Source organism: Acinetobacter larvae (assembly GCF_001704115.1).
Lineage (GTDB): Bacteria > Pseudomonadota > Gammaproteobacteria > Pseudomonadales > Moraxellaceae > Acinetobacter > Acinetobacter larvae.
This window is the reverse complement of the sequence record NZ_CP016895.1, coordinates 2126532-2152228: the sequence shown is the minus strand read 5'-3', so window position 1 is coordinate 2152228 and position 25697 is coordinate 2126532. Positions and strand designations below refer to the sequence as shown.

Annotated in this window: 12 protein-coding genes, 5 pseudogenes and 1 other annotated feature; of the genes and pseudogenes, 10 read left to right on the top strand and 7 right to left on the bottom strand. The window is 38.7% G+C overall.

Annotation, left to right across the window (positions count from 1 at the left end):
* The first annotated feature begins 774 nt into the window (after positions 1 to 774).
* The gene (locus BFG52_RS09720; RefSeq protein ID WP_067555351.1) at positions 775 to 9111 is read left to right on the top strand and encodes an ESPR-type extended signal peptide-containing protein; all 8337 of its coding nucleotides are present in this window, start codon (positions 775 to 777) and stop codon (positions 9109 to 9111) included.
* Positions 9112 to 9277: 166 nt separating this feature from the next.
* Here the strand turns inward: BFG52_RS09720 and BFG52_RS09715 are convergent, their stop codons facing one another.
* Positions 9278 to 10024 (bottom strand): IS5 family transposase, encoded by a 747-nt coding sequence (locus tag BFG52_RS09715; protein ID WP_067555348.1) that lies wholly within the window; start codon positions 10022 to 10024, stop codon positions 9278 to 9280.
* Between the two features lie 484 nt (positions 10025 to 10508).
* On the opposite strand from BFG52_RS09715, the gene BFG52_RS09710 reads away from it, so the two are divergent.
* From BFG52_RS09710 to BFG52_RS09700, 3 genes are all read left to right on the top strand, one after another.
* On the top strand, positions 10509 to 11096 hold the full coding sequence (locus tag BFG52_RS09710; protein ID WP_067555345.1) for an IMPACT family protein: 588 nt from the start codon (positions 10509 to 10511) through the stop codon (positions 11094 to 11096).
* A 21-nt stretch (positions 11097 to 11117) separates the two neighbouring features.
* Positions 11118 to 11732 (top strand): acyltransferase, encoded by a 615-nt coding sequence (locus tag BFG52_RS09705; protein ID WP_067555342.1) that lies wholly within the window; start codon positions 11118 to 11120, stop codon positions 11730 to 11732.
* A gap of 150 nt (positions 11733 to 11882) precedes the next feature.
* Entirely contained in the window at positions 11883 to 12725 is an 843-nt protein-coding gene (locus BFG52_RS09700; protein WP_067555338.1) for a universal stress protein, read from the top strand.
* Between the two features lie 87 nt (positions 12726 to 12812).
* Here BFG52_RS09700 and BFG52_RS09695 read toward each other — a convergent pair whose 3' ends face one another.
* The 4 genes and pseudogenes from BFG52_RS09695 to mutS all read right to left on the bottom strand — a co-directional run bounded on the left by BFG52_RS09695 (position 12813) and on the right by mutS (position 17784).
* Positions 12813 to 13478 carry an O-methyltransferase gene (locus tag BFG52_RS09695; protein ID WP_067555335.1) on the bottom strand — a complete coding sequence of 222 codons (666 nt, stop codon included), beginning with the start codon at positions 13476 to 13478 and terminating at the stop codon, positions 12813 to 12815.
* A 113-nt stretch (positions 13479 to 13591) separates the two neighbouring features.
* A pseudogene (locus BFG52_RS09690) lies at positions 13592 to 14155 on the bottom strand (peptidase M15); the annotation flags it as partial.
* Positions 14156 to 14452: 297 nt separating this feature from the next.
* On the bottom strand, positions 14453 to 14776 hold the full coding sequence (gene fdxA, locus BFG52_RS09685) for a ferredoxin FdxA (protein ID WP_067555329.1): 324 nt from the start codon (positions 14774 to 14776) through the stop codon (positions 14453 to 14455).
* A gap of 383 nt (positions 14777 to 15159) precedes the next feature.
* Positions 15160 to 17784, bottom strand: a complete 2625-nt coding sequence (mutS, locus tag BFG52_RS09680; protein ID WP_067555326.1) for a DNA mismatch repair protein MutS — start codon at positions 17782 to 17784, stop codon at positions 15160 to 15162.
* A 434-nt stretch (positions 17785 to 18218) separates the two neighbouring features.
* On the opposite strand from mutS, the pseudogene BFG52_RS09675 reads away from it, so the two are divergent.
* Positions 18219 to 19966: pseudogene (locus BFG52_RS09675) on the top strand (ShlB/FhaC/HecB family hemolysin secretion/activation protein).
* 71 nt (positions 19967 to 20037) lie between these two features.
* A pseudogene (locus tag BFG52_RS09670) lies at positions 20038 to 20574 on the top strand (two-partner secretion domain-containing protein); the annotation flags it as partial.
* Between the two features lie 22 nt (positions 20575 to 20596).
* On the opposite strand, the pseudogene BFG52_RS09665 reads toward BFG52_RS09670, so the two are convergent.
* Positions 20597 to 21459, bottom strand: a pseudogene (locus BFG52_RS09665) (IS982 family transposase).
* A gap of 152 nt (positions 21460 to 21611) precedes the next feature.
* Between BFG52_RS09665 and BFG52_RS09655 the strand changes: the two are divergent.
* A pseudogene (locus BFG52_RS09655) lies at positions 21612 to 22831 on the top strand (IS3 family transposase).
* Positions 21887 to 21995, top strand: a sequence feature (AL1L pseudoknot). (Overlaps the previous pseudogene by 109 nt.)
* A gap of 122 nt (positions 22832 to 22953) precedes the next feature.
* Entirely contained in the window at positions 22954 to 24162 is a 1209-nt protein-coding gene (locus BFG52_RS09650) for an IS256 family transposase (protein ID WP_067555315.1), read from the top strand.
* Positions 24163 to 24179: 17 nt separating this feature from the next.
* Here the strand turns inward: BFG52_RS09650 and BFG52_RS09645 are convergent, their stop codons facing one another.
* A complete protein-coding gene (locus tag BFG52_RS09645) occupies positions 24180 to 24530 on the bottom strand; it encodes an HAD family hydrolase (RefSeq protein WP_067555312.1) in 351 nt (116 codons plus the stop codon).
* A 260-nt stretch (positions 24531 to 24790) separates the two neighbouring features.
* Here BFG52_RS09645 and BFG52_RS09640 point away from each other — a divergent pair, with 260 nt between their 5' ends.
* Together BFG52_RS09640 and BFG52_RS09635 are read left to right on the top strand one after the other, a co-directional pair.
* On the top strand, positions 24791 to 25195 hold the full coding sequence (locus BFG52_RS09640) for a transposase family protein (protein WP_067552566.1): 405 nt from the start codon (positions 24791 to 24793) through the stop codon (positions 25193 to 25195).
* The gene (locus BFG52_RS09635; RefSeq protein ID WP_067552569.1) at positions 25128 to 25640 is read left to right on the top strand and encodes a transposase family protein; all 513 of its coding nucleotides are present in this window, start codon (positions 25128 to 25130) and stop codon (positions 25638 to 25640) included. Before BFG52_RS09640 ends, BFG52_RS09635 begins: the two co-directional genes overlap by 68 nt.
* Positions 25641 to 25697: the final 57 nt, after the last annotated feature.

The following is a 25697-nucleotide window of genomic DNA, read 5'->3' as shown; positions in this document are numbered from 1 at the left end:
ACGAATCCAAATAAGAGTTTTCATAATTTGAATGTTTTTTGCATAAGTCAAAAATTGTATGAGAAGTCAACAAGATATTTTTTTAGATTTTTATTTTATGAGTAAACTATTTTATAAAAATCGTTTTATTAATATTTAACTCTTAAAATTTTTTTCATTTTATGTTTTTAGTTAAATTACATGATTTTATTTTATTATTTTTAGGTGATTTATAATAAATAATTTATATTTAATTGATTTTAAGTTGATTGTTTTTAGTGATGATTGAATTTATGTATAATATTATTTTATCTATTAATGGTGAATATATAGGTATTAATTTATTGTGCGTTCTGAAGAATTTTCTTTGTTTATTTTTTCTTAATTGTATTTCTAAATTTTATTTTCATCATTCGTTGCTTTTGAATGTATTTTTATTTAATTAATCTTTTGGTGGCATGTTTTTATTAAGTTTTTATTTATTTTTCCTTGAGGCTAAAATTATTTTAAAATCTTTAATTATATTGCTTTGTATTTTATTAGTAAAATAAAATATGATTTTTTATTTTATTTAAAACATATGTGTTAATTTAATTTAATTTAATTCTCATTGTAAATATGTGTTGTGTTTATTGTGTTTGCTGTGCTGAGTGGTTGATATTCGAAATTTTAATTATAAAAAATTAATGTGAGATTTACATCACATTTGTATCTGATTAAATGCTATCGAGTAACCTTGAATATATGTTTTGTATTTTTTAGGGTTTTATATGTTAATTACGATAGGGTTTAATTGTGAATAAAATCTATAGGGTCGTTTGGAATGCATCTCTAAATATATGGATTGCTGTATCTGAGTTAGCATCTGCAAAAGGAAAATCATCAACTCGAAGTCAGTTAATACAAACTGTTAGTCATGATGATCAACAGTCGCATATGGTCTTTAAAAAAAGTAAGCTAATTGTCTCAATATTGGGAATGACTTTATTTGGGACCCAGTTTTCTTTTGCTGCAGATGTAAAAGCTACAGAAATAGATGATTGTATTTATTTTTCTCAGTTAAGCAGTGATTCTGCTTTGGCATTAGGATGTGAAGCAAAAACGTTTAGTGATATTTCAGCAGCAAAGACCAAATCCGTTGCTTTAGATGGTACGGATTCTAGCAATATAACAGATTTAGCGATTAGTAATTTTGCGAGTGATGAACTTCATTTTTTCAGCGTTAAAGGTGGTAGTAGCGATGGTAACTTTAATAATGACGGTGCAGCTGGTGCTAGCTCAATTGCGATTGGTAAAAATGCTTCTGTAGATGCTGGTAGTGCTTCTGGTGTCGCCATTGGTAACCAAGCTACAGTTATTAATCAAAATAATACTGGTAGTGCTGATGGTATCGCCATTGGTAAAAAAGCTACAGTTATTGGTCTAAATGGTAATGGTATCGCATTGGGTAGTGACGCAACATCTGGTGTGGAAGCAGCTCAAGGAAATCCTATTGCGATAGGTACTAGAGCAAAAGCAAATCAAGGAGCTAGTGGTCTTGGCTCTCCAGTTGCAATTGGTACAGCTGCAGAGGCTGTAGGTGCGGGTTCACCTATCGCTATCGGGGATTGGGCTAAAGCGACAGGTAGGAGTGCAATCTCTATTGGTGGTAACCCTAGCGCTACCGCTAACAGTGCACTTGGCGATTATTCAATAGTAATGGGGGTAAGTTCTATTGTTGAAAAAGATAGTTCAGGAAGTTTGGCTTTAGGTAGAAAAGCTCAGATACTTGGTACGAGTAGTAACTCTTTGGCGCTGGGAACTAATACGACTGTTTCTGCAGCATCGGGGATTGCTATCGGTAATGGTGCAACTGTTACCCAAACAGGCGCAATTACGAGTAGTAACTCTTTGGCGCTGGGAACTAATACGACTGTTTCTGCAGCATCGGGGATTGCTATCGGTAATGGTGCAACTGTTACCCAAACAGGCGCAATTGCGTTAGGTGGGGGAGCAACAACTATAACAAATGCAACAGAAGAGACTCAAGCCGTTGTTGGTAAGATTACTTATAGTGGTTTTAAGGGGAAAGTTGCAAGTAGTGGTATGCAACTTTCTATTGGTTCAGCAGGAAATGAACGCCAGTTAAAAAATCTTGCTACTGGTAAAATTAGTACAGATAGTACAGATGCAATTAACGGTAGTCAGCTATATGCAACTAACCAGATTATTGATAACTTGGCGGACTCTGTAGCAACTATTTTAGGTGGTAGCTCAAGCGTTGGTACGGATGGTAAAATTACTGCGCCAAGCTATAAAATCGGTGAGACAACGGTACATACAGTCGGCGATGCGATCAGCAATATTGATGGTCGTGTAACAGGTAACACTACCAGCATTACCAACATCGCTAAAACCTTAGACCAAGGTGCCTTTAGTGTCTCTGCCAATGGTGAGGGTGCGGAGAAGGTTAAGAAAGATGCAACCATTGACTATGCCAATACTGACGGCAATATTGATATCTCGAATACTGGAACGAAATTCCAATTTAACTTGGCAGATCAACTGACAGTCAATAATGGTATTAAAGTGGGTGCCAACGGTCCATCACTTAGCAAAAATGGCGTTGACGCGGCCAATAAAGTTATTGCAAATGTAAGTGTGGGTACGATAAGTAGTTCTTCTAAAGAAGCGGTCAATGGTAGCCAGCTGTATGCAACGGGTAAATCTGTAGCGGATGCGCTCGGTGGCGGTGCAACGATTGGTGCTGATGGTAAAGTGACTGCGCCAAGCTATACAGTTGATGGTAAACCTGTGAATAACATCGGTGATGCGATTAGCAATGTTGATGGTCGTGTAACTGATAACACCACCAACATTACCAACATCGCTAAAACCTTAGACGAAGGTGCCTTTAGTGTCTCTGCCAATGGTAAAGAGAATGCAGTGAAGGTTGAGAAAGATGCAATCATCAATTATGCCAATACTGACGGCAATATTGATATCTCGAATAGTGGAACGGAATTCCAATTTAACTTGGCAGATCAACTGACAGTCAAAGATGGCATTAAAGTCGGTACTGATGGTCCTTCGCTTGGTAAAGACGGTATCGATGCGGCAAACAAAGCCATTACCAATATTGGTACTGGTGCGGTAGAAGCTGGTTCGAAAGATGCTGTGACGGGTGATCAACTCTTTACATCGAATGAAAGAATCAAGGATCTTGATGAAAAAATCCAAGCTTCAGGTTTGATCGGAGATGATGGTAAAGCAATCGCTGCAGTGACTTATGGTGATGACGACAATGTTGTGCTAAAAGGCAAAGATGGTAGCGTCATTAGTAATCTTGGTGCAGGAAAAATTACTGATCAATCAACAGATGCGGTCAATGGTAGTCAGCTGTATGCAACGGGTAAATCTGTAGCGGATGCGCTCGGTGGCGGTGCAACGATTGGTGCTGATGGTAAAGTGACTGCGCCAAGCTATACAGTTGATGGTAAACCTGTGAATAACATCGGTGATGCGATTAGCAATGTTGATGGTCGTGTAACTGATAACACCACCAACATTACCAACATCGCTAAAACCTTAGACGAAGGTGCCTTTAGTGTCTCTGCCAATGGTAAAGAGAATGCAGTGAAGGTTGAGAAAGATGCAATCATCAATTATGCCAATACTGACGGCAATATTGATATCTCGAATAGTGGAACGGAATTCCAATTTAACTTGGCAGATCAACTGACAGTCAAAGATGGCATTAAAGTCGGTACTGATGGTCCTTCGCTTGGTAAAGACGGTATTGATGCGGCAAACAAAGCCATTACCAATATTGGTACTGGTGCGGTAGAAGCTGGTTCGAAAGATGCTGTGACGGGTGATCAACTCTTTACATCGAATGAAAGAATCAAGGATCTTGATGAAAAAATCCAAGCTTCAGGTTTGATCGGAGATGATGGTAAAGCAATCGCTGCAGTGACTTATGGTGATGACGACAATGTTGTGCTAAAAGGCAAAGATGGTAGCGTCATTAGTAATCTTGGTGCAGGAAAAATTACTGATCAATCAACAGATGCGGTCAATGGTAGTCAGCTGTATGCAACGGGTAAATCTGTAGCGGATGCGCTCGGTGGCGGTGCAACGATTGGTGCTGATGGTAAAGTGACTGCGCCAAGCTATACAGTTGATGGTAAACCTGTGAATAACATCGGTGATGCGATTAGCAATGTTGATGGTCGTGTAACTGATAACACCACCAACATTACCAACATCGCTAAAACCTTAGACGAAGGTGCCTTTAGTGTCTCTGCCAATGGTAAAGAGAATGCAGTGAAGGTTGAGAAAGATGCAATCATCAATTATGCCAATACTGACGGCAATATTGATATCTCGAATAGTGGAACGGAATTCCAATTTAACTTGGCAGATCAACTGACAGTCAAAGATGGCATTAAAGTCGGTACTGATGGTCCTTCGCTTGGTAAAGACGGTATTGATGCGGCAAACAAAGCCATTACCAATATTGGTACTGGTGCGGTAGAAGCTGGTTCGAAAGATGCTGTGACGGGTGATCAACTCTTTACATCGAATGAAAGAATCAAGGATCTTGATGAAAAAATCCAAGCTTCAGGTTTGATCGGAGATGATGGTAAAGCAATCGCTGCAGTGACTTATGGTGATGACGACAATGTTGTGCTAAAAGGCAAAGATGGTAGCGTCATTAGTAATCTTGGTGCAGGAAAAATTACTGATCAATCAACAGATGCGGTCAATGGTAGTCAGCTGTATGCAACGGGTAAATCTGTAGCGGATGCGCTCGGTGGCGGTGCAACGATTGGTGCTGATGGTAAAGTGACTGCGCCAAGCTATACAGTTGATGGTAAACCTGTGAATAACATCGGTGATGCGATTAGCAATGTTGATGGTCGTGTAACTGATAACACCACCAACATTACCAACATCGCTAAAACCTTAGACGAAGGTGCCTTTAGTGTCTCTGCCAATGGTAAAGAGAATGCAGTGAAGGTTGAGAAAGATGCAATCATCAATTATGCCAATACTGACGGCAATATTGATATCTCGAATACTGGAACGGAATTCCAATTTAATTTGGCAGATCAACTTATAGTCCAAGATGGTATTAAAGTTGGTACTGACGGTCCATCGCTTGGTAAAGACGGTATCGATGCGGCAAACAAAGCCATTACCAATATTGGTACTGGTGCGGTAGAAGCTGGTTCGAAAGATGCTGTGACGGGTGATCAACTCTTTACATCGAATGAAAGAATCAAGGATCTTGATGAAAAAATCCAAGCTTCAGGTTTGATCGGAGATGATGGTAAAGCAATCGCTGCAGTGACTTATGGTGATGACGACAATGTTGTGCTAAAAGGCAAAGATGGTAGCGTCATTAGTAATCTTGGTGCAGGAAAAATTACTGATCAATCAACAGATGCGGTCAATGGTAGTCAGCTGTATGCAACGGGTAAATCTGTAGCGGATGCGCTCGGTGGCGGTGCAACGATTGGTGCTGATGGTAAAGTGACTGCGCCAAGCTATACAGTTGATGGTAAACCTGTGAATAACATCGGTGATGCGATTAGCAATGTTGATGATCGAGTAACCAACATCACTGAAACCTTAGACGAAGGTGCCTTTAGTGTCTCTGCCAATGGTAAAGAGAATGCAGTGAAGGTTGAGAAAGATGCAATCATCAATTATGCCAATACTGACGGCAATATTGATATCTCGAATACTGGAACGGAATTCCAATTTAATTTGGCAGATCAACTTATAGTCCAAGATGGTATTAAAGTTGGTACTGACGGTCCTTCGCTTGGTAAAGACGGTATCGATGCGGCAAACAAAGCCATTACCAATATTGGTACTGGTGCGGTAGAAGCTGGTTCGAAAGATGCTGTGACGGGTGATCAACTCTTTACATCGAATGAAAGAATCAAGGATCTTGATGAAAAAATCCAAGCTTCAGGTTTGATCGGAGATGATGGCAAAGCAATTGCTGCAGTGACTTATGATGACGCCGGCGATGTTGCACTTAAAGGTAAGGATGGTAAAGCAAGCCGCATTAGCAATGTTGACGGTGGCAGCATCGCGGTAAATTCAAGCGAAGCCATCAATGGTGCTCAATTGTACTATACCAATAAAACTGTAGCGGATGCTTTAGGTGGTGGTGCCACGGTTGATGCCGAAGGTAAAGTGACTGCACCAAGCTATAAAGTTGATGGTAAAACCGTGAATAATCTTGGTGATGCGATTAGTAATGTTGATGATCGAGTAACCAACATCACTGAAACCTTAGACGAAGGTGCCTTTAGTGTCTCTGCCAATGGTAAAGAGAATGCAGTGAAGGTTGAGAAAGATGCAATCATCAATTATGCCAATACTGACGGCAATATTGATATCTCGAATACTGGAACGGAATTCCAATTTAATTTGGCAGATCAACTTATAGTCCAAGATGGTATTAAAGTCGGTACTGATGGTCCTTCGCTTGGTAAAGACGGTATCGATGCGGCAGGTACGGTAATCAGTAACATTAAAGACGGTATCAATGCTGGTGATGCTGTGAGCAAAGGTCAGTTAGACAAGAGCTTAAAAGACATTGGTATTTTGAATGGAGATAACAAACTATTAAATGTTGTGACTTATGATGAAAGTGGCAAAGTGAGTCTAAATGACAATGCAGGTCAAGGCAGCATATTGACCAATATTGCCAATGGCAAAATTGAGAAAGATTCTCGTGATGCGATTAATGGTACTCAATTATACAATACCAATAAATCTGTAGCCGAAGCGCTCGGTGGTGGTTCAACGGTTGATGCCGATGGTAAAGTTACAGCACCAAGCTATACCGTTGGTGATAAAACCGTGAATAATCTTGGTGATGCGATTAGCAATGTTGATGATCGAGTAACCAACATCACTGAAACCTTAGACGAAGGTGCCTTTAGTGTCTCTGCCAATGGTAAAGAGAATGCAGTGAAGGTTGAGAAAGATGCAATCATCAATTATGCCAATACTGACGGCAATATTGATATCTCGAATACTGGAACGGAATTCCAATTTAACTTGGCAGATCAGCTGACAGTCAAAGATGGCATTAAAATTGGCGCTAGTGGTCCATCAATAACTAAAGATGGTATTGATGCGGCAGGTACGGTAATCAGTAACATTAAAGACGGTATCAATGCTGGTGATGCTGTGAGCAAAGGTCAGTTAGACAAGAGCTTAAAAGACATTGGTATTTTGAATGGAGATAACAAACTATTAAATGTTGTGACTTATGATGAAAGTGGCAAAGTGAGTCTAAATGACAATGCAGGTCAAGGCAGCATATTGACCAATATTGCCAATGGCAAAATTGAGAAAGATTCTCGTGATGCGATTAATGGTACTCAATTATACAATACCAATAAATCTGTAGCCGAAGCGCTCGGTGGTGGTTCAACGGTTGATGCCAATGGTAAAGTTACAGCACCAAGCTATACCGTTGGTGATAAAACCGTGAATAACCTCGGTGATGCTATTAGCAATGTTGATAATCGTGTAACCAATATCACTGAAACCTTAGACGAAGGTGCTTTTAGTGTCTCTGCCAATGGTACGGGTGCGGTGAAGGTTGAGAAAGATGCAACCATCGACTACACCAATAAAGATGGCAATATTAAGATTACGCAAAGTGGTACGGACTTCCAATTTAACTTGGCAGATCAGCTGACAGTCAAAGATGGCATTAAAATTGGCGCTAGTGGTCCATCAATAACTAAAGATGGTATTGATGCGGCAGGTACGGTAATCAGTAACATTAAAGACGGTATCAATGCTGGTGATGCTGTGAGCAAAGGTCAGTTAGACAAGAGCTTAAAAGACATTGGTATTTTGGGTGAAGATGGCAAACTCTTAAATGCCGTAACTTATGATGAAAGCGGCAAAGTGAGCCTCAATGACAATGCCGGTCAAGGCAGTACATTGACCAATGTTGCTAATGGCAAAATTGCGAAAGATTCTCGTGATGCGATTAATGGTGGTCAACTCTTTACCAGCAATGAGAACCTTGCCAAAGCCTTGGGCGGAGGTGCAATGCTAGACAATAACGGCAATCTCATTGGACCTAATTATCAGATAGGTGGTCAAGTCTTTACCAATATCGGTGGTGCATTAAGCAATATCGATGGTCGAGTGAGCACGATTCAAGGTCAAGTCAATAATATTGTTGCCAAATCTGAAAGCACTGTAAGTTATGCTGTTGATGAAAATGGTGAGTTAGATAAAGACAAATTGGTGTTAGCTGGCAATACAGCAAACATTGCTAAAGACAGTAAAGGGAATAGTGTCGTGACTTCTGGTGGTACAACCATTGAAAATGTTGCCAACGGTGTTACTGCTTCTGATGCAGTCAATAAAGGTCAATTAGACAAAACCTTATCTGATGCCAAAGACTATACTGATCAGCGGATTAATGACGTGACCAATGGTATGAGTGAAGACATTAGTAATGTGAAAACTGATGTAAATAACATTCAAGAAGGTAAAGACGGGATGTTCCAAGTCAATACCCAAGCATCTGTGGTTAAACCACAAGCAAGTGCTGAAAATACACTTGCTGGTGGTAGTGGTGCGGAGGCAAGTGCTGAAAATGCCGTAGCATTGGGTAATAATGCTGTTGCTAAAGGCAAAAATAGCGTGGCACTCGGTCAGGGTTCCGTTGCTGATCGTGAGAATACGGTCTCTGTTGGTAGTGAAGATAAAGAACGCCAAATTACTCATGTTGCAGCGGGAACCAAGGAGACCGATGCAGTGAATGTGTCACAATTAAATGATGTGAAATCTACACTTGCTGAAACGCAAGAAGCGTTTACACAACAAATTAATGACACAAATCGCTATGTTTATAATGTCGATAAACGTTCTCGTGCCGGTATTGCAGGCGTGTCTGCTATGGCGAACATCCCACAAGTTATGGTTGGTGGTCAGAAGTCATTAGGGGTCGGTGTTGGTAGCTATCGTGGTCAAAATGCGATTGCTGTTGGTGGTTCATTTTCATCTGATGATGGTAAATGGGTCTTCAAAGGCAGTGCTGCATTTGATAGCCAAGAAAAATCAACTGTTGGTGCTGGTGTGAGCCGCGTATGGTAAGCTGATATTGCTAAAAATACCGATCTAATTTAATTTTTTGAAACAAGAAAGATCACCTCTGCGGAGGTGGTTTTTTTTGAAGCGTAATTTTCTAACTTTGACATAGAAATTTTTGGAAATGAGGAATAGTTTAGGGTGTGTTGACATTTACAGTCGATAAATTGATCTAAAGAGGCAACCAAATATAGATACAAGCTAAGGCAACAGCACTTTGATAATTACGCTTTAGCTTGTCATATCGTGTAGCAACTCCTCTGAACTGTTTCAATCTGCAGAATGTATTCTCAACTAAGTGCCTGATTTTATACATATACCAGTCCATATAATCATTACTGGATTTTGTGTTGGATTTTTTAGGAATGTTCGCTTTTGTTTTAGTCGCTTCAATTTGATTTCTCAGACTTTCAGAGTCATAACCTTTATCAGCACATAGTATTTCTGATTCAGTCAAATCCAGTTTTGATACTAGGGCTGGGGCAATTTTTATGTCATGAGATGTCCCGTCAGAAATAATAAAGTCTATTGGATTACCATTAGAATCAGTTGCTAAATGTATTTTAGAGCTATTACCACCGATACTTTTAGAAATGTCTTGATGCTTAATTCCTGCTGAATGTTGATGTGCTCTGACGTGACTGCCATCAATAAAAATCCATTCTTTGTCAGCATGTTTACTAAATAACTTAAATATATTCATAAGCTTATCATTTTTAGACCAACGATTATATTTTTTAAAGATTGAATTATGATTACCAAATTCTTTAGGTAAATCTCTCCAAGGACATCCCGTTCTAATACGAAATAAGATGGCTTCAATAAAATTTCGTAAATTTAATTTGAGATAAATATTAAAATGTCTGAAAATAGATTTTAACTTAGACCAGTGTTGATCATTTAATATTGTACGAGGCATAGCGAGTGTAAAATTACGTTTGGCGATTTGATTTTACTACCTCGCTATTTTTTTAGGCAACAAATGTCAACACACCCTAATCATATTTTAATTTTATTTAATAACCCAAAAGATGGTGAAATATCAAAATGATTTAATTGAGAAAGAAGTCTAAAATTTTTAAAAATTACATTTATATTCAACTAAAAATGGGGGTATTACTTTGTAGTGGGATTGGTGAGTTTCTTAACTGATGTTTTAGCTACAGTGGCAAAAGAAGATGATTAAGAGTTCGGGGTGGGAGTTTATGACCGTCGTGTCAGTGTTGAAATTACAGGAATGAAAAAGTAAATTGTAATTTATTCAGGTAACTAGAGCCTTATTTACGCTATGTAGATAAGGCTTTATTTTTTATAAAATAAAGCTCAAGCGCTGTCTTTTCTCGTAAAGCGCAGTATACTCAGTCTCATTGATTGATCTTTTTATTTGCTAGTTATTTTGACTTATGCCATTTACCCTTGATTGCACCTATCAGTTTGAAGAAGAAATAAAGAAAAGCCGTTTTCAAGCAATCGCAGCACCTGTCGACCATGAGCAGGATGTGAAAGCATTTTTAGAATTGCATAAAGATATTTCGACTACACACCAATGTTGGGCTTGGAAAATTGGCCATGATGTGCGTTTTAATGATGATGGCGAGCCATCAGGAACTGCTGGACGACCTATTTTAGCGACGATTGAGGGGAATGAATTAACCAATGTTATCGTTTTGGTGAACCGATGGTTTGGTGGTATTAAGCTTGGAACAGGTGGTTTAGTACGTGCGTATGGTGGTTGTGCTGGTCAATGTTTACTGCAAGCAGAAAAAATAGAACTCATTCACAAAAAAATCGTAAGTTTCCAGTGTTTATTTAATGAATGGCCTATTTTGCAATATGAGTTACAACAATTGCAGATTGAATATCAAACGCAATATTTAGCAATGGGGGTTGCGGTTGAAGGGCAATTTAAATTAGATCAAATTGCAGGCTTTGCTTTAAAAATACAAGATGTCACGCGTGGGCGCGAGCAACTTCATTATGATGAACTTTAAGTTTTGTAGAACAGTATTGATATGAGCACTGAGGATCCATTATTAAAGTATCGTACCCAACATCAGCATCGTCTGAATTATATGCCGTGGTTATATTGGCGTTTAAAAGATAAACATCGGATTTGGGCTGAACAATGGCAGCAAGAATATCAAGCTTATTTGATGCAGATGGAAACGGTGCATATCGGTAAAAATTGTTTTATTTCGCCTTTGGCACATATTTTTGCTGAGCCTGGTCGAGACATTATTATTGGTGACCATAGTTTTATTGCAGCGGATTGTGTATTACATGGGCCCTTGCAGATAGGGGATGAAGTCGCGATTAATCATCACTGTATTTTAGATGGCGGACGTAAAGGAATTATGATTCACGATCAGGCTCGTTTGGCTGCCTACTGTGCATTATATGCTTTTGATCATGGTATGGCTTTAGAAAGTCCCATATATCAACAGGCTGTACGCTCGCAAGGGATTGAAGTTGGGCGAGATGTTTGGCTAGGTGCACATGTTGGTATCAGAGATGGGGTAAAAATTGCAGATCATGCTATTGTCGGCATGCACAGTATGGTGACACATGATGTTGCAGCAGCAACAGTTGTCGCTGGAAACCCGGCAGTATTTAAGCGTCATAGATGATAGATCGACTATAAATTGGCTATAAAAAGCTAACCACTTGAGCGCCATGGTCATATTTTTTTGCATATTCATGCCATAGATTAAAGCAAGATATGCTAAGTTAAAGTTTATAAATAGACCCGAGGCATATTGCCAGAGAGAGGTAAAACGATGAAACGTGTAATTGCTTGTATAGACTCATCGCCTTGCATTCAGGCATTGGCAGATGCAGCCGCATGGATTGCAACGAAGACCGGTCGTGAATTGGTCTTATTACAAGTGTTAGATTATTATCCTGCTAGCTATCATTTGGGGGAAATCAGTGGGGTAATAGGCTTTGAAAGCAACGCTATGTTATTAAAAGAACTGGCGGATTTAGAACAGAAGCAAAGTGAATTGGCGCTGGATTATAGTAATAATTTACTGCAACATATTTCCGAGAGCATTCAGCAGCAATATGGTATTACACCAAGTCATATTCAAGAAAAAGGCGATTTCTTGGAACAAAGTTTTAACCTCTTACAAGCAGATGATATCGTTGTTATTGGTCGAGTTGGTGAGCGTTCAGCAGAAAATAATAAATTTTTAGGCAGTAATGTTGAAAATTTTATTCGCGGTGCAAACTGTACTGTTATGACTGTAGGCGAGAGTTATAAACCGCCGCGTCGTTTTATCTTTGCTTATGATGATTCTGCAACTTGTCGTAAAATGTTAGAGCGTATTGCCAAGAGTGATTTACTCAGATTATTGCAATGTCATTTACTTTATGTGGGTGAGCATGCAGAAATTTTAAACTATCCTCTGCAATACTTGACAGAGGCGGGTTTAGACGTGGTTGTAGAATATCGTTACGGTGATGTGGCAGAAAATATTTTAGATTATCAGCGACAACATCAAATTCAATTGATCGTCATGGGGGCATTTAGTCGTAGTAAAATCCATCAGTTCTTTCTGGGAAGTGTTGCCACTACGATTTTTCGTAACTGTGAAGTCCCGTTATTGGTGACCAAATAACATTGATTTGCAGTAACACCATGACAAGGCTATTTTGATTATCTCGAAATAGCCTTTTATAATTTTTTATCGAAGAGGCAAAGATCGTTATTTAACAATCGCTATAGCAAAGCCATCATGTCCTTTACTCCCCACAGTTTGTAAGGCGGTACAAGATAAAATTTGTGGATGGTTTTGTAGTGTTGAAAAGAGTGTGCGCAGACCTTCAATACTCGGTTTATGATTATCTGGATCGATAATATCTCCTGCACGTACTACATTATCTAGCACAATAATACTGCCTGAATGGCAATATTTTAGACAAAGTTCTAAATATTCTGGATAGCTTTGTTTATCAGCATCGATAAAAATAAAATCAAAAGCGGGGGTGTTTTCAGGTAATGCAAGCAAAATATCACGTGCAGGTCCAACACGTAAATCGATTTGGGGTTTAAGCTGGGCGCGTACAATGTTTTCACGACCAATATTGGCATGTGCTTCACGACCTTCAATAGTTAAGATATAACCATCATCGGGTAAAGCACGTGCTAACCACAGGGTACTATAGGCGGCAAAAGTACCTAATTCTAAAACACGTTTAACTTGATTCATTTGAATCAGCATTTGTAATAACATGCCTTGATTGGCTGCAACGGCCAAATGATCAGGTAAACCTTGTTCATCGGTATAGGCTAAGGTCTGCTTTAAAATTGGATCATCTGGTATCAGATGCGATTCGATGTAATGATCAATTTCAGCCCATTGCTGTTGCATTATCGGTACTCGGCAGTTAAAACTACTGCATTCTATACCTTTCAAGCGCTAGTTCAATCATCATCTGGTTGAGGTGTATATTAATTGCTCAAAACATAAGACCAATATATACCTTAAAGAAATGAAGAACACATTGAGCTATTGCGCGTTAGATCGGGTCCCCAGGTACGATAGCCTTGAGTATCAATATGAATTTGACCAGATGCATATAGCCCTAAGCCCATATTAAAGCGTTGGCCATATTGGCTCCAGAACTGACATAATTTATATTTAGTATTTTCAATAAAAGCATAATCTTCAGGTTGTGGGTATTGTGGACCTATACGAAAATCAATTGCTGAATTAAATAAGTGCCGAGAGGATGATGCGCCACCAGCACATTGATTGAGCGGTAAATCGCGATAAACAGAAGTCACTTCATAATCGGTTAGTGTTTTAGTTGCCACCATATATTTAAATACTTTGAGTGTTTCAACTTGGTTTTGCCATAATTCACGGCTAGGTACCATATATTCACTACGACCACAGCGTTGCCAATCACGTGCAGTGCGGAATAACTCAAAGCTTGGAACAATGTGACCAACATTATTTTGTTCTAAGAAACGTTCATATTCACGTACTTTTTTTAAATTGTCTGCTTGACCCAGCCATTGTTGGTAAGATGCAGGCGTGATTTTTTGTCGTGCTGGACGTTCTAAAACTAAATCTTTTTCAGGAATAGGGCGTTGGATAATAACTGGCGGCGTGGTATTTCCTTGTTGCGTGGGCGCGGGAGGAACATTACATGCAGTTAAAAACAGCGGTAAAACAGTACTGGCGAGAGAGGCTTTATAAATTGCTTTCATTATTGAAATAAGGAAATAACGTCATTGCACGATATTCTAGTCTAGTTTGCAGTGTGTGTTAGGACTAAATTGCAAAATAATGTATGGCTTAAGTATAAAAAAAAGACCAGCATAGCTGATCTTTCTTCATTATTTTTCAAGATATTGTAGCTTGTCTGGTTTACCATTCCATTCTTCACGGTCTTCTGGTTGATCACCGATCTGGGTAATGTTCGGCCATTTTTCTGCTAACTCCGCATTCAGTTCAATGAATACTTCTTGCCCCTCAGGTAACTCATCTTCGGAGAAAATAGCGTTAGCAGGGCATTCAGGTTCACATAGCGCGCAATCAATACATTCGTCTGGATTGATAACAAGAAAGTTTGGACCTTCATAGAAACAGTCTACTGGACAAACTTCTACGCAGTCTTGATATTTACATTTAATACAATTTTCAGTGACAACAAAGGCCATGGCGACAGCTACCTAAAAAATTTAGTCTTCATCAATAGCGGGATATTTTAGGCAAAAAGTGGGGTAAGTAACAATCGCTTTTATTGATATTTATTATTTATATCGATGAATTGGGGCTATCTTGATGATTTATATAGATAATTATTAATAATAAAAGTCAAATTTCTTTTAGGAAATAATCATATAGATATGAATAAATACAATAACTTAAAACAAGAATAATTTTCATCAAATTTGTCATTTCGGCAAATCGAGCTAAATGTGATTTTCATACCAGTAAAATCAAAGCCAAAACAAGGGTAACTGGTACAAAGAAGTACAGCATTGACCTCGATATTTCACTTTTATCGCGATTGAGATCAATGCTATTTCTCTTAAACTTGTTATTGTTTTAACAGTTTTTTGAGTGCGTAAAGCTGATCCAGTGCTTGTCTTGGTGTGAGATCATCGACATCTAAATGCTGTAATTGTTCTAATACTGGTGAGCTTTGTGCAACTTCAACATAGACCACTTCTGCTTCAGATGGGGCTGCAAATAAATCATTTTGTAAGCTTTTTTGCTGCTGTTGAATGTGCTGTTTTTCTAAAATTTTTAAACGCTTTTGTGCTTCTTGAATCACAGCGACAGGAATACCTGCCAATTTTGCAACCTGTAAACCGTGGCTTTGGCTGGCAGGACCGCTTTGAACTTTGTGCAACAAGATAAGTTGACCATTTACTTCTTTTGCAGTCACGTGATAATTATCTATGCCGATCTCATGCCCTAACTCGGTCAGTTCAAAATAATGGGTCGCAAAAAGGCATAAACATTTAATGCGTTTGGTTAGATCAAGTACACAGGCCCAAGCTAAGGACAAACCATCATAGGTACTGGTGCCACGCCCAACTTCATCCATTAATACCAGAGACTGCTGCGTAGCATGATGTAAAATTTGTGCTGTTTCAGTCATTTCCACCATAAAGGTCGATTTTCCTGAAGATAAGTCATCGGCAGAGCCAATACGGGTAAAGATTCGATCGATCGGACCTAAGCACGCAGATTGTGCTGGAACAAAGCTACCACAATAGGCTAATAAGCTAATTAAGGCGGTTTGTCGCATATAGGTTGATTTACCTCCCATATTAGGACCCGTAATGATTGCCATACGATGCTGGAAATCTAAGTGTGTGTTATTGGGGGTAAATGGAGATTTATTGATCGCTTCGACAACCGGATGTCGTCCAGCCTCTATACGTATACCGATTTCTGGACTAAAGCTTGGTCTACACCAACGTTGTAATTGTGCTTGTTTGGCAAAGTTACAAATCACGTCTAACTGCGCGATGGCTGCGGTCATTTGTTGTAATTCACCAAGATGGGTACGGAGTTCATCAAGTAGTTGTTCAAATAGCATTTTTTCGCGTGCTAAGGCACGTGATTCGCTTGATAAGACTTTATCTTCAAAAGATTTAAGTTCTGGAGTGATATAACGTTCAGTATTTTTCAGTGTTTGACGACGGATAAAATGCGCCGGTGCATTTTCTGCTTGTGCGCGACTGAGTTCAATATAGTAGCCACTGACACGGTTATAGCCAATTTTTAAGGTTTGTATGCCTGTATGTTCTCGTTCTTTTATTTCGAGATCTAGTAAGAATTTACCAGCATGATCGCGAATTTGTCTGAGTTCATCCAGTTCCACATCATACCCTTCAGCGATGACATTGCCATCCCTTAATAAGACTGGTGGATTTTCAGCAATTGCGAGTAGGAGTTGTTGATGTAAGCCTTGAAAATCTCCAAGTTCTTCAGCCAGTTGTTGAATCAAGCTCTGTGGGTATTGTTGAATAATCGCAGATAGACTTTGTTTTAAAGCCGGCAATTGCCCACAGCCTTGGCGAAGTTGCACTAAATCTCGTGGACGTGCACTTCCTAAGGCCACTCGACTGAGTACACGTTCGATATCACTGATATCTTTAAGTACATCACGGATAGGCGTACTGTGATCACCTGTTAAGACATGTTCAATCGCATCCAAACGTTGATCTAAAATCGCGGTATCACGAATAGGCTGCATCAAATTGCGGCGTAAAAGACGTCCCCCCATAGCCGTTTGGCAATCATTGATGAGTTCAAATAATGAGGTGCCATGCTCAAACAGTGCTTCGGTAATTTCTAAGTTACGTCGTGTCACAGGGTCTAAAGCTATGAAATCACTGCTTTGTTCAAGCTGTAACGAACAAATATGCGGGAGAGCTGTTTTTTGTGTTTCTTTGGCATAATGAATTAAGGCAGCAGCGGCAGCTTTTGCCAGTGGTAAATGGTCAATACCAAATCCCGCTAATGTTGCTACCCGAAGCTGATCACACAGGGTTTTTTCTGCATTATTGAGATTAAAGTCTACATTTGGACGTTTACTTATGGGGCAGTCTAGGTTTTTTTTAATCTGTTCAATAATTTGTAAGTCGACTAAATCTTCATCAATTAAAATTTCACTTGGACAAAGCCTTGCCAGTTCTAATGCCAAACGATCTGGATCAAAAGTTTGCTGCTGAACTTTAAAAATACTCGCGCTAATGTCTAACAGCGCTAAGCCTATTTGTTGCTGTTGCACACAAATAGCAACCAGATTTGAGCTTTGATGCGCACCTAATAATGCATCATCCGTCAGGGTGCCAGGGGTAATAATTCGGACCACTGCTCGTTCTACGGGGCCTTTACCTGTAACTTCACCCACTTGTTCGCAGATTGCGACGGTTTCGCCTTTTTTTACTAAACGTGCTAAATAACCCTCTGCTGCATGATAAGGCACCCCTGCCATTGGAATGGGTTGACCATTACTTTTACCGCGATGGGTCAGCGTAATACCAAGTAGTTTGGCTGCTTTTTGTGCATCAGTAAAAAATAATTCATAAAAATCTCCCATCCGATAAAACAGCAAAGCGTGTTGATGTTGTGCTTTAACTTTGAGGTATTGCTGCATCATTGGGGTATGCGAGGAGAGATCAGTTGCTATTTCACTGAGGGTCATGCAGATTAAGTCCTTATATTCTATAGAATAAGTACAAATTATTGTGTTGAATTAGTGCGATACGAAGCATTTTTCTGATCCAGTATATTGGAAAATAGTTTATGGAAAAATGTATCGTATCGTATTTCAACATGAATATTGGATCTTAACAAATTTAACGACGTATAGAAAAAACTAAGTTATAGCAAGTGCGGAAATAGTAGACGCTTTTGGAGGGAGCTTTCTAGAGTTTCTCAAAAAGGAGATTTCATTATTATTTAGTACATATCAATATCTAACACGGGCGAGTAAAAAGCCTACTCAGTTAGACTCAAAATGAGAGAAATATAAGTAGGCTAGAAAATTTAACATAATTTAAAATATCGATTAAAAATGTTATCAATCAAATATTGATATGTTAATATTGTGTGATGCATATCACTTAATATATTGAAATGTTGATAATAAACAAGTCTAAATATAGCCATATTGCTCTTTCTTTTACGCTTATTTTATTGAGTGGGAGTGGATATGCCGCAGATCCAAGTGTTGATGCCATCCAGCGCCAGCAGCAACGCGATGAAAATTTACAAAAGCATATCCAGCCTGAAGTCGATGTACGCCTTGAGGCTGACAAAGCTGTAGCAGCTACGCAGCAATTGCAGTTTCTACAGTCACATAGTGAACAACTATGCTTTGCTATTAAAAACATTGAACTTGATGGGGAGGATGCGCAAAAATTTAAATTTGCCCTGAAGGCGATAACGCGTGGTGAGCATCGGATTATAGGGCGTTGCTTAGGGGTACAGGGCTTAAACCAAGCCGTAGATTTGGTACAAAATAACATTATTAGTCGGGGTTATGTCACAACGCGTGTAATGTTGCCACAACAAAATATTGCTTCAGGTGAAGTCGTTTTAAAGTTAATTGCTGGGCGGGTGAATCAAGTACAATTTGCTGAAAATACATCAAAGCGTGCACATCGTTGGAATGCGTTACCGATTCAAACTGGCGATCTATTAAATATTCGGGCATTAGAACAAGGTTTAGAAAACTTTAAAAGAGTACCGACAGTTGAGGCAGATTTTAAAATTCAACCTTCAGAAAGTAATGATGCGCCTGGTTATAGTGATGTCATTTTGGCATGGCAACAGGTCAAGCCTTATCGACTACATTTGGGGATTGATGATGCGGGTTCAAAATCAACAGGGAAATATCAGGGTACCGCAACATTATCTTTAGATCATTTACTCACATTAAATGATTTATTTTATATCAGTTATAACCATGATCTTGGCGGGGGTGATTCCGGTAAGCGTAGTACAGATGGTTTTTATGCAAGTTACAGCATTCCATTTGATTATTGATTATTGATTATTGGTTATTGAGTAGTAGTTATAGCCGTTCTAATTACTTACAAACTGTGGCTGGAGACAGTCAAAGCTATGAATATAGCGGTGAAAGCGAATTAATTTCTGCCGATTTAAGTCGATTAATTTATCGTGATGCACATCGTAAAACCACAGCGACTTTGGGTGGCTGGTATAGAAGCTCACGTAATTTTATTGAAGATGTAGAAGTTGAAGTTCAACGTCGTAAAACAGCGGGCTGGAAAGCGAGTATCGAGCATACAGAATATCTATCCAATGCCACAGTGAATGCGAATATCAGTTATAAACGGGGCACAGGAGCATTTTCTGCCTTGCGAGCTCCTGAAGAAGATTTTGCTGAAGCCTATACCCGCGTTGGTATTTTAAACGCTAATGCCAGTTTACAAGTACCTTTTAGGATAGGTGCACAAAACCTGCAGTATTTGGCTGAATGGCGTATGCAACATAGCGATAAACCCTTAACCGCACAGGATCGTTTCTCGATTGGTAACCGTTATAGCGTACGTGGTTTTGATGGTGAACAGACCTTGATGGCAGATAATGGTTTTTTAGTGCGCAATGAGCTGAGTGGTTCTATTTTTCAAAAACCACATTATTGGTATGCCGGCATTGATTATGGTGAAGTCGGCGGTCGAACAGCATATTCTCCCAATCCTTTACCTGGCACGAGTTTATTAGGGGCGGTACTTGGGCTGCGTGGTCAAATTAAATCGGTCAGTTACGATGCCTTTGTTGGGGCACCTTTAAAAAAGCCTGAGTATTTTAATAGCGATGATTATAGTGCTGGTTTTAGTCTGAACTGGTCATATTAATGAACCATATTAACGAACTATTTTTATTGAACTCCCATATTTAAAAATTTGAGTCTTAAGGTCGAACAAAAATGAATAAGAATGCTTATCGTATTATCTTTAGCCAAGCCCGTGGTATGTTTATTGCAGTTGCTGAAATTGTAAAAAGCCGCTGTAAAAGCACTGGTCAGTCGCAGAATAGCGTATCAGCCCTACAACAACAAGAAATAGTCAAACCGGTGCATTATAAAAAAATGAACCCATTGAATTTTGCGGTGATGCGTCTATTGGGGGCCGTCATTTATACATTACCGTTAAGTAATATTGCCAGTGCGCAGATTATTGCTGATCAAGGCGCACCGACTGCACAACAAGCAACGATTCTGAATAGTGGTAATGGCACGCCACAAGTGAATATTCAAACGCCGAGTGCAGGAGGCGTGTCTCGGAATACCTATAGCCAATTTGATGTGGGTGAGAAAGGTGCCATTTTAAATAACTCGCGCAATAATACGCAAACTCAAATTGGGGGATGGGTACAGGGCAATCCTTGGCTCGCCAAAGGTGAAGCCAAAGTTATTTTAAATGAGGTCAACAGTGCCAACCCAAGTCAGCTGAAAGGTTATTTAACCTGAGTTCGATGAAAAACGTTCAACCTTTCAGCATATTTTTGAAAGTTGGCTTATTCGGATTTAAACAATAAGCCACTACAGCAGCCATAATATTTACCATGAAATTATTCACAGAACGATGACGCGAATGGTCAAGTTGATGTAAGTTTTTTAACTGATCATTCACCGTTTCTATTAATCCTCTTCTGCCAAGCAATTGTTTTTCTTCTTCAGTTCGGAGTGGCTTGTTTTTCATATTCTTACGTGATGGAGTCAATATTTTTAATCCTCTTGCTGCTAAAGCCTCTGTCTTAGCTTTGCTTAAATAGCCTTTATCTCCTAATAAAACGCCTTTTAATTCTTTGGTTAAAGACTCTAGTACAGCAATATCATGGATATTCCCTGATGTTACTTTAATATTAATAATTCACCTAAGTTATTGATAACCACATGTAATTTAAAACCATAGAACCACCCAGTACTACTTTTTCCACGATTCGCTAAGCCTTTAAATACGCGGTTTCTTTTAATTCTAAGATTATGACAAACTACAAGTTTGGTTGAATCAATAATACTAATTCCTGTATCAGTTCCTTTAACCTGATGAAAAAAGCTACTCAAAGCTTGTAAACAACGTGGCATGATTTCAATAAAACGATTATAGTTCAGCAGCTTAGGAAATGCTGATTTCCAAAAAGGGATGACCATGTGGCAGTAAAAATATTTAAAGAATCTAAAACCTGATTGGTGAAATAAGATAACAATTGTCATGATCTCAGATAAACTTAAAGCTGACTTTTGAACTGGCTTATTTTGCTCAGGAATAAGAGCTTTCTCTAGAGATTCGTTAAATATTTTGCAAAAATCATCCACTTTACAGAATAATTCGGTAATATGATCCATAGAAAAGCCTTGTGTTTTAACTTTTGTCTTAAGAACCAATAAGTTACAAACATTAAGGCTTTTTTATACTTTTTTTATGTCGAACTCAGGTTAATATAGGAATGAACCGTACCGGGTTCGTCGGAGACCCAACTTTCTGAGAAACTACTCCGATGAAAAAAACAAACTATACCCCTGAGATCAGAGAACGTGCTGTTCGCTTAGTTCTAGAATCCAAAAAAGATTATCCCTCGAATTGGGCTGCAATCACTGCTATTGCGCCTAAAATAGGCTGTACTCCTGAAACACTTCGCACCTGGTATCAGAAACACCTTGATCTTCAAAATCCTAGCAAAGTTCAGAAGATGTCTGATCAAGAACGTATTAAAAAACTTGAGCGTGAAAATAAAGAACTACAACGTGCGAATGAGATTCTTCGTAAAGCAGCCACTTTTTTCGCCCAGGCGGAGCTCGACCGCCCACGCAAATAATGGTGGATTTTATTCACAACAATAAAATCAAATATGGCGTAGAAGCAATTTGCACCATATTGCCCATTACAGCATCAACTTATTATCGCCACTTAGAGTTGATTGAAAATCCAGATAAACGTTCCAAACGAGCTTTGCATGATAAGCATTATGCAGAAGAAATTAAGCGAATATAGCGTGATAGTTCAGGTCGTTATGGCGTTCGTAAAGTGTGGGAGCAATTGAAAAAAGAAGGCTATAGTATTGCACGTTGCCGTATTGCGCGATTAATGCAACAGCTTGGTATACAAGGGATATGGCGTGGTAAGAACAAACAAACCACGCGGAGTCGTGATGATCAAAAACGTGCGGATGATTTAGTTAAACGCGATTTTACAGCACAACACCCGAACAACCTCTGGGTGGCTGACTTCACCTATATTCAGACCAATTCAGGCTGGGTATATACGGCATTTATCATTGATGTATTTTCAAGGGCAATCGTGGGCTGGAAAGTTTCTACACGTATGAATACTGATATGGTCCTTGATGCATTAGAACAAGCATTACATGATCGAGGGATGCCAAAGAATGTGATTCATCATTCTGACAGAGGTGTGCAATATTTATCGATTCGCTATACCAATCGCCTAGAATCAGCAAATGTAAAAGCCTCCGTTGGTACTACAGGTGATTCATACGATAATGCTTTGGCTGAAACAGTGAATGGTTTATACAAAATGGAGGTGATTGAATATTTAAAATCTGATTGGACGGGTCTATCTGATGTTGAACTTGCAACATTGAATTGGGTGGATTGGTTTAATAAAAAACGGCTACATAGCGCAATTGGATATGTATCTCCATTTGAATATGAAACGATATACTATGCTAAGATGAATCGGTTAGGTCAAGTGGCCTAACTTAAATAAAAAGTCTCCGACAAACCCGGTACGGTTCAGAAAATCAGAGCCTGTAAATAAAATTGTGTAAATGCTTGGAAATAATGCCCTGCTAATGTAGGTCAAAAAAACAGGTATTTATCATGAATGAAACAACAATGATGGCATTGGCAAAAGAACTTGCTAAAGGCTTAAAAACAGAATCAGACTTAAATGATTTCACCCAAGCGTTGAAGAAACTGACGATCGAGACTGCTTTAAATGCGGAACTGACTGAGCATTTAGGACACGAAAAGCACAATCGTAAATCAGGAAGTAATACTCGCAATGGCTATACGTCAAAGCGCTTATTAACCAATGAAGGGGAATTTCAACTCGACACACCTAGAGATCGTGATGGTACATTTGAACCCGCTTTAATCAAGAAGAATCAGACCCGCATTACGACTATGGATAGTCAAATTCTATCCCTATACGCCAAAGGCATGACGACCAGAGAAATCGTTGCAACATTCAAGGAAATGTACGACGCTGACGTGTCTGCGACACTCATATCTAAGGTTACAGATTCAGTAAAAGAACAAGTAGTAGAGTGGCAAAATCGCCCCTTAGATGGGCTCTATCCAATCATATACATGGATTGTATTGTCGTTAAAGTAAGACAAGATGGCTCAGTCATCAACAAATCAGTATTTCTAGCATTAGGGGTGAATACAGAAGGTCAAAAGGAGTTACTTGGCTTGTGGCTTGCCGAAAATGAGGGGGCTAAATTCTGGTTATCGGTTCTGACAGAACTTAAAAATCGTGGCTTAAAAGATATTTTAATTGCCTGTATAGATGGTCTAAAAGGTTTTCCTGAAGCGATCAATACGATCTACCCCGATACCCATATCCAATTATGCATCGTTCATATGGTGCGCAACAACTTGAAGTATGTGAGCTGGAAGGACTATAAGGCTGTCACAGCAGATTTAAAGAAAATCTATCAATCTGCGACAGAAGACGCAGCGTTACAAGCCTTAGATGAATTTGGTGAGAAGTGGGATGGTCAGTATCCTCAGATCAGTAAATCGTGGCTCGCCAACTGGACCAATTTAAACACATTTTTTTCCTATCCCACCGATATACGCAAAGCGATTTATACAACTAATGCGATTGAATCACTCAACAGCGTTATCCGTCATGCGACGAAGAAAAGAAAGATATTTCCTACTGATGATTCTGTGAAGAAAGTGATATATTTAGCGATCATCTCAGCCAGCCAAGAATGGACGATGCCGATTCATAATTGGAAAGCGGCGATGAGTCGTTTCATTATCATGTTTGAAGATCGTATGGCTGATTATATGTAAGGTGTGTTTACACAGAATTATTTACAGGCTCGAAAATCATCTTCAATATCGTCACTATAGGTTGCATACCACGGTCCTTTTACACCACAAAGTTTTAGTCGTCTAAGTTTTTCATCATGTCTACAATGCTTCCCACCAACCCAACCACCAATTTTTCTTTTTAGCGGTGTTCCAATAACTTTAGCTTGTATACCTATTGATGCCACTAATACACTAGCAAGCTTTTCTGGTGCTGCTGTAACAACAATAACTTTTTTTCCATTCTTAACATGTTCATTCAGAATATGTATCCCATCTTTAAACCAATGTAACTCATCAAAATAGTCTGCCTTAATATTCTCAGAAAACTTTATTAAACTATTCTTCAATTAAGCATCATTTAAACCACATGTAGCTATCAAAAGAAATAAAGAAGTTCCAATAGATTTATATTTTTTAATTTTCATTAGAGGTATTGCTAATGGCATAATTAATACAGCACCTGAAAATATAAAAATATTCGATTTTAATGATTTCTTAATCCATATTTTAGTTGAATCACTAGACTTCCTTCATAAATTAAAAAATACACAGCTGTTTGATTACCAACTATACAGCTAAAAATCTAATTCTTAGCGATAATATCTCAATGAGATATAAAGACGTTAAAAAGTTACCTGATGATAAGTTTCGCAGACTTACAGGCATTAGTTGGTCCACATTTAATTTAATGATGGATGAATTAAGAGTTCAATTACCAGTCAATACTGGCAAGGGTCGCCCTCCAAAATTGCCCTTAGAAGACCGTCTTCTCTTGTGTTTAGAGTATTGGCGGGAATATAGAACGCTATTCCATGTCGGCATGAATTATGGTGTTTCAGAAACCAGTGCACTCCGAACCACCCGTAAGATTGAAGATATTCTGATTAAATCAGGGAAATTTAGTCTACCCAAACAAATGCCTGATCGAGAAGAAGCTAATTGGGATGTTGTTGTCGTTGACGCAACAGAGATTTTCGTGCAACGTCCAAAAAAAACAGAAAAAATGGTATAGCGGCAAAAAGAAACGTCACACGATTAAATTTCAAGTTTCAATGCACTATATGACCGGTAAAATACTGAGTGTTTGTTGCGATAAAGGTAGAGTTCATGATTTTAAGATATTTAATAAAAGTATTAAATATCTTAAATTTAAACCATTTTTTATAGTTGACAAGGGCTATTTAGGTATAGAAAAACTTGGATTTGGTTGCTTGGTTCCTTTTAAGGCTAAAAGAGGGTGTGCTCTAGATAAGCAGCTGAAAAAATTCAATAAAGAAATCAGCCGTAGACGAATTGGTATTGAGCATGTTTTTGGAAGAATGAAAATCTTTAAAATCTTATCCTGTGTGTACAGAAATCGGCGAAAAAGAATAAATTTAAGATTCAATTTATTAGCAGGTATATATAACCTTGAGTGGGCGGGAGATCAAAAAGATGGCTGTTTAAAAAATGATTAATGAAGGAAGTCTAATTGAAAGCAGTGTCCCATCTATATCAAAAACTACAACTTCAGT

Coding starts and splice junctions, on each gene's coding strand:
- BFG52_RS09710 (WP_067555345.1), top strand. CDS start 10,509: ATGCCATTTACCCTTGATTGCACCTATCAGTTTGAAGAAGAAATAAAG.
- BFG52_RS09695 (WP_067555335.1), bottom strand. CDS start 13,478: ATGCAACAGCAATGGGCTGAAATTGATCATTACATCGAATCGCATCTG.
- mutS (WP_067555326.1), bottom strand. CDS start 17,784: ATGACCCTCAGTGAAATAGCAACTGATCTCTCCTCGCATACCCCAATG.
- BFG52_RS09650 (WP_067555315.1), top strand. CDS start 22,954: ATGAATGAAACAACAATGATGGCATTGGCAAAAGAACTTGCTAAAGGC.
- BFG52_RS09640 (WP_067552566.1), top strand. CDS start 24,791: ATGAGATATAAAGACGTTAAAAAGTTACCTGATGATAAGTTTCGCAGA.
- BFG52_RS09705 (WP_067555342.1), top strand. CDS start 11,118: ATGAGCACTGAGGATCCATTATTAAAGTATCGTACCCAACATCAGCAT.
- BFG52_RS09715 (WP_067555348.1), bottom strand. CDS start 10,024: ATGCCTCGTACAATATTAAATGATCAACACTGGTCTAAGTTAAAATCT.
- fdxA (WP_067555329.1), bottom strand. CDS start 14,776: ATGGCCTTTGTTGTCACTGAAAATTGTATTAAATGTAAATATCAAGAC.
- BFG52_RS09635 (WP_067552569.1), top strand. CDS start 25,128: ATGTTGTTGTCGTTGACGCAACAGAGATTTTCGTGCAACGTCCAAAAA.
- BFG52_RS09700 (WP_067555338.1), top strand. CDS start 11,883: ATGAAACGTGTAATTGCTTGTATAGACTCATCGCCTTGCATTCAGGCA.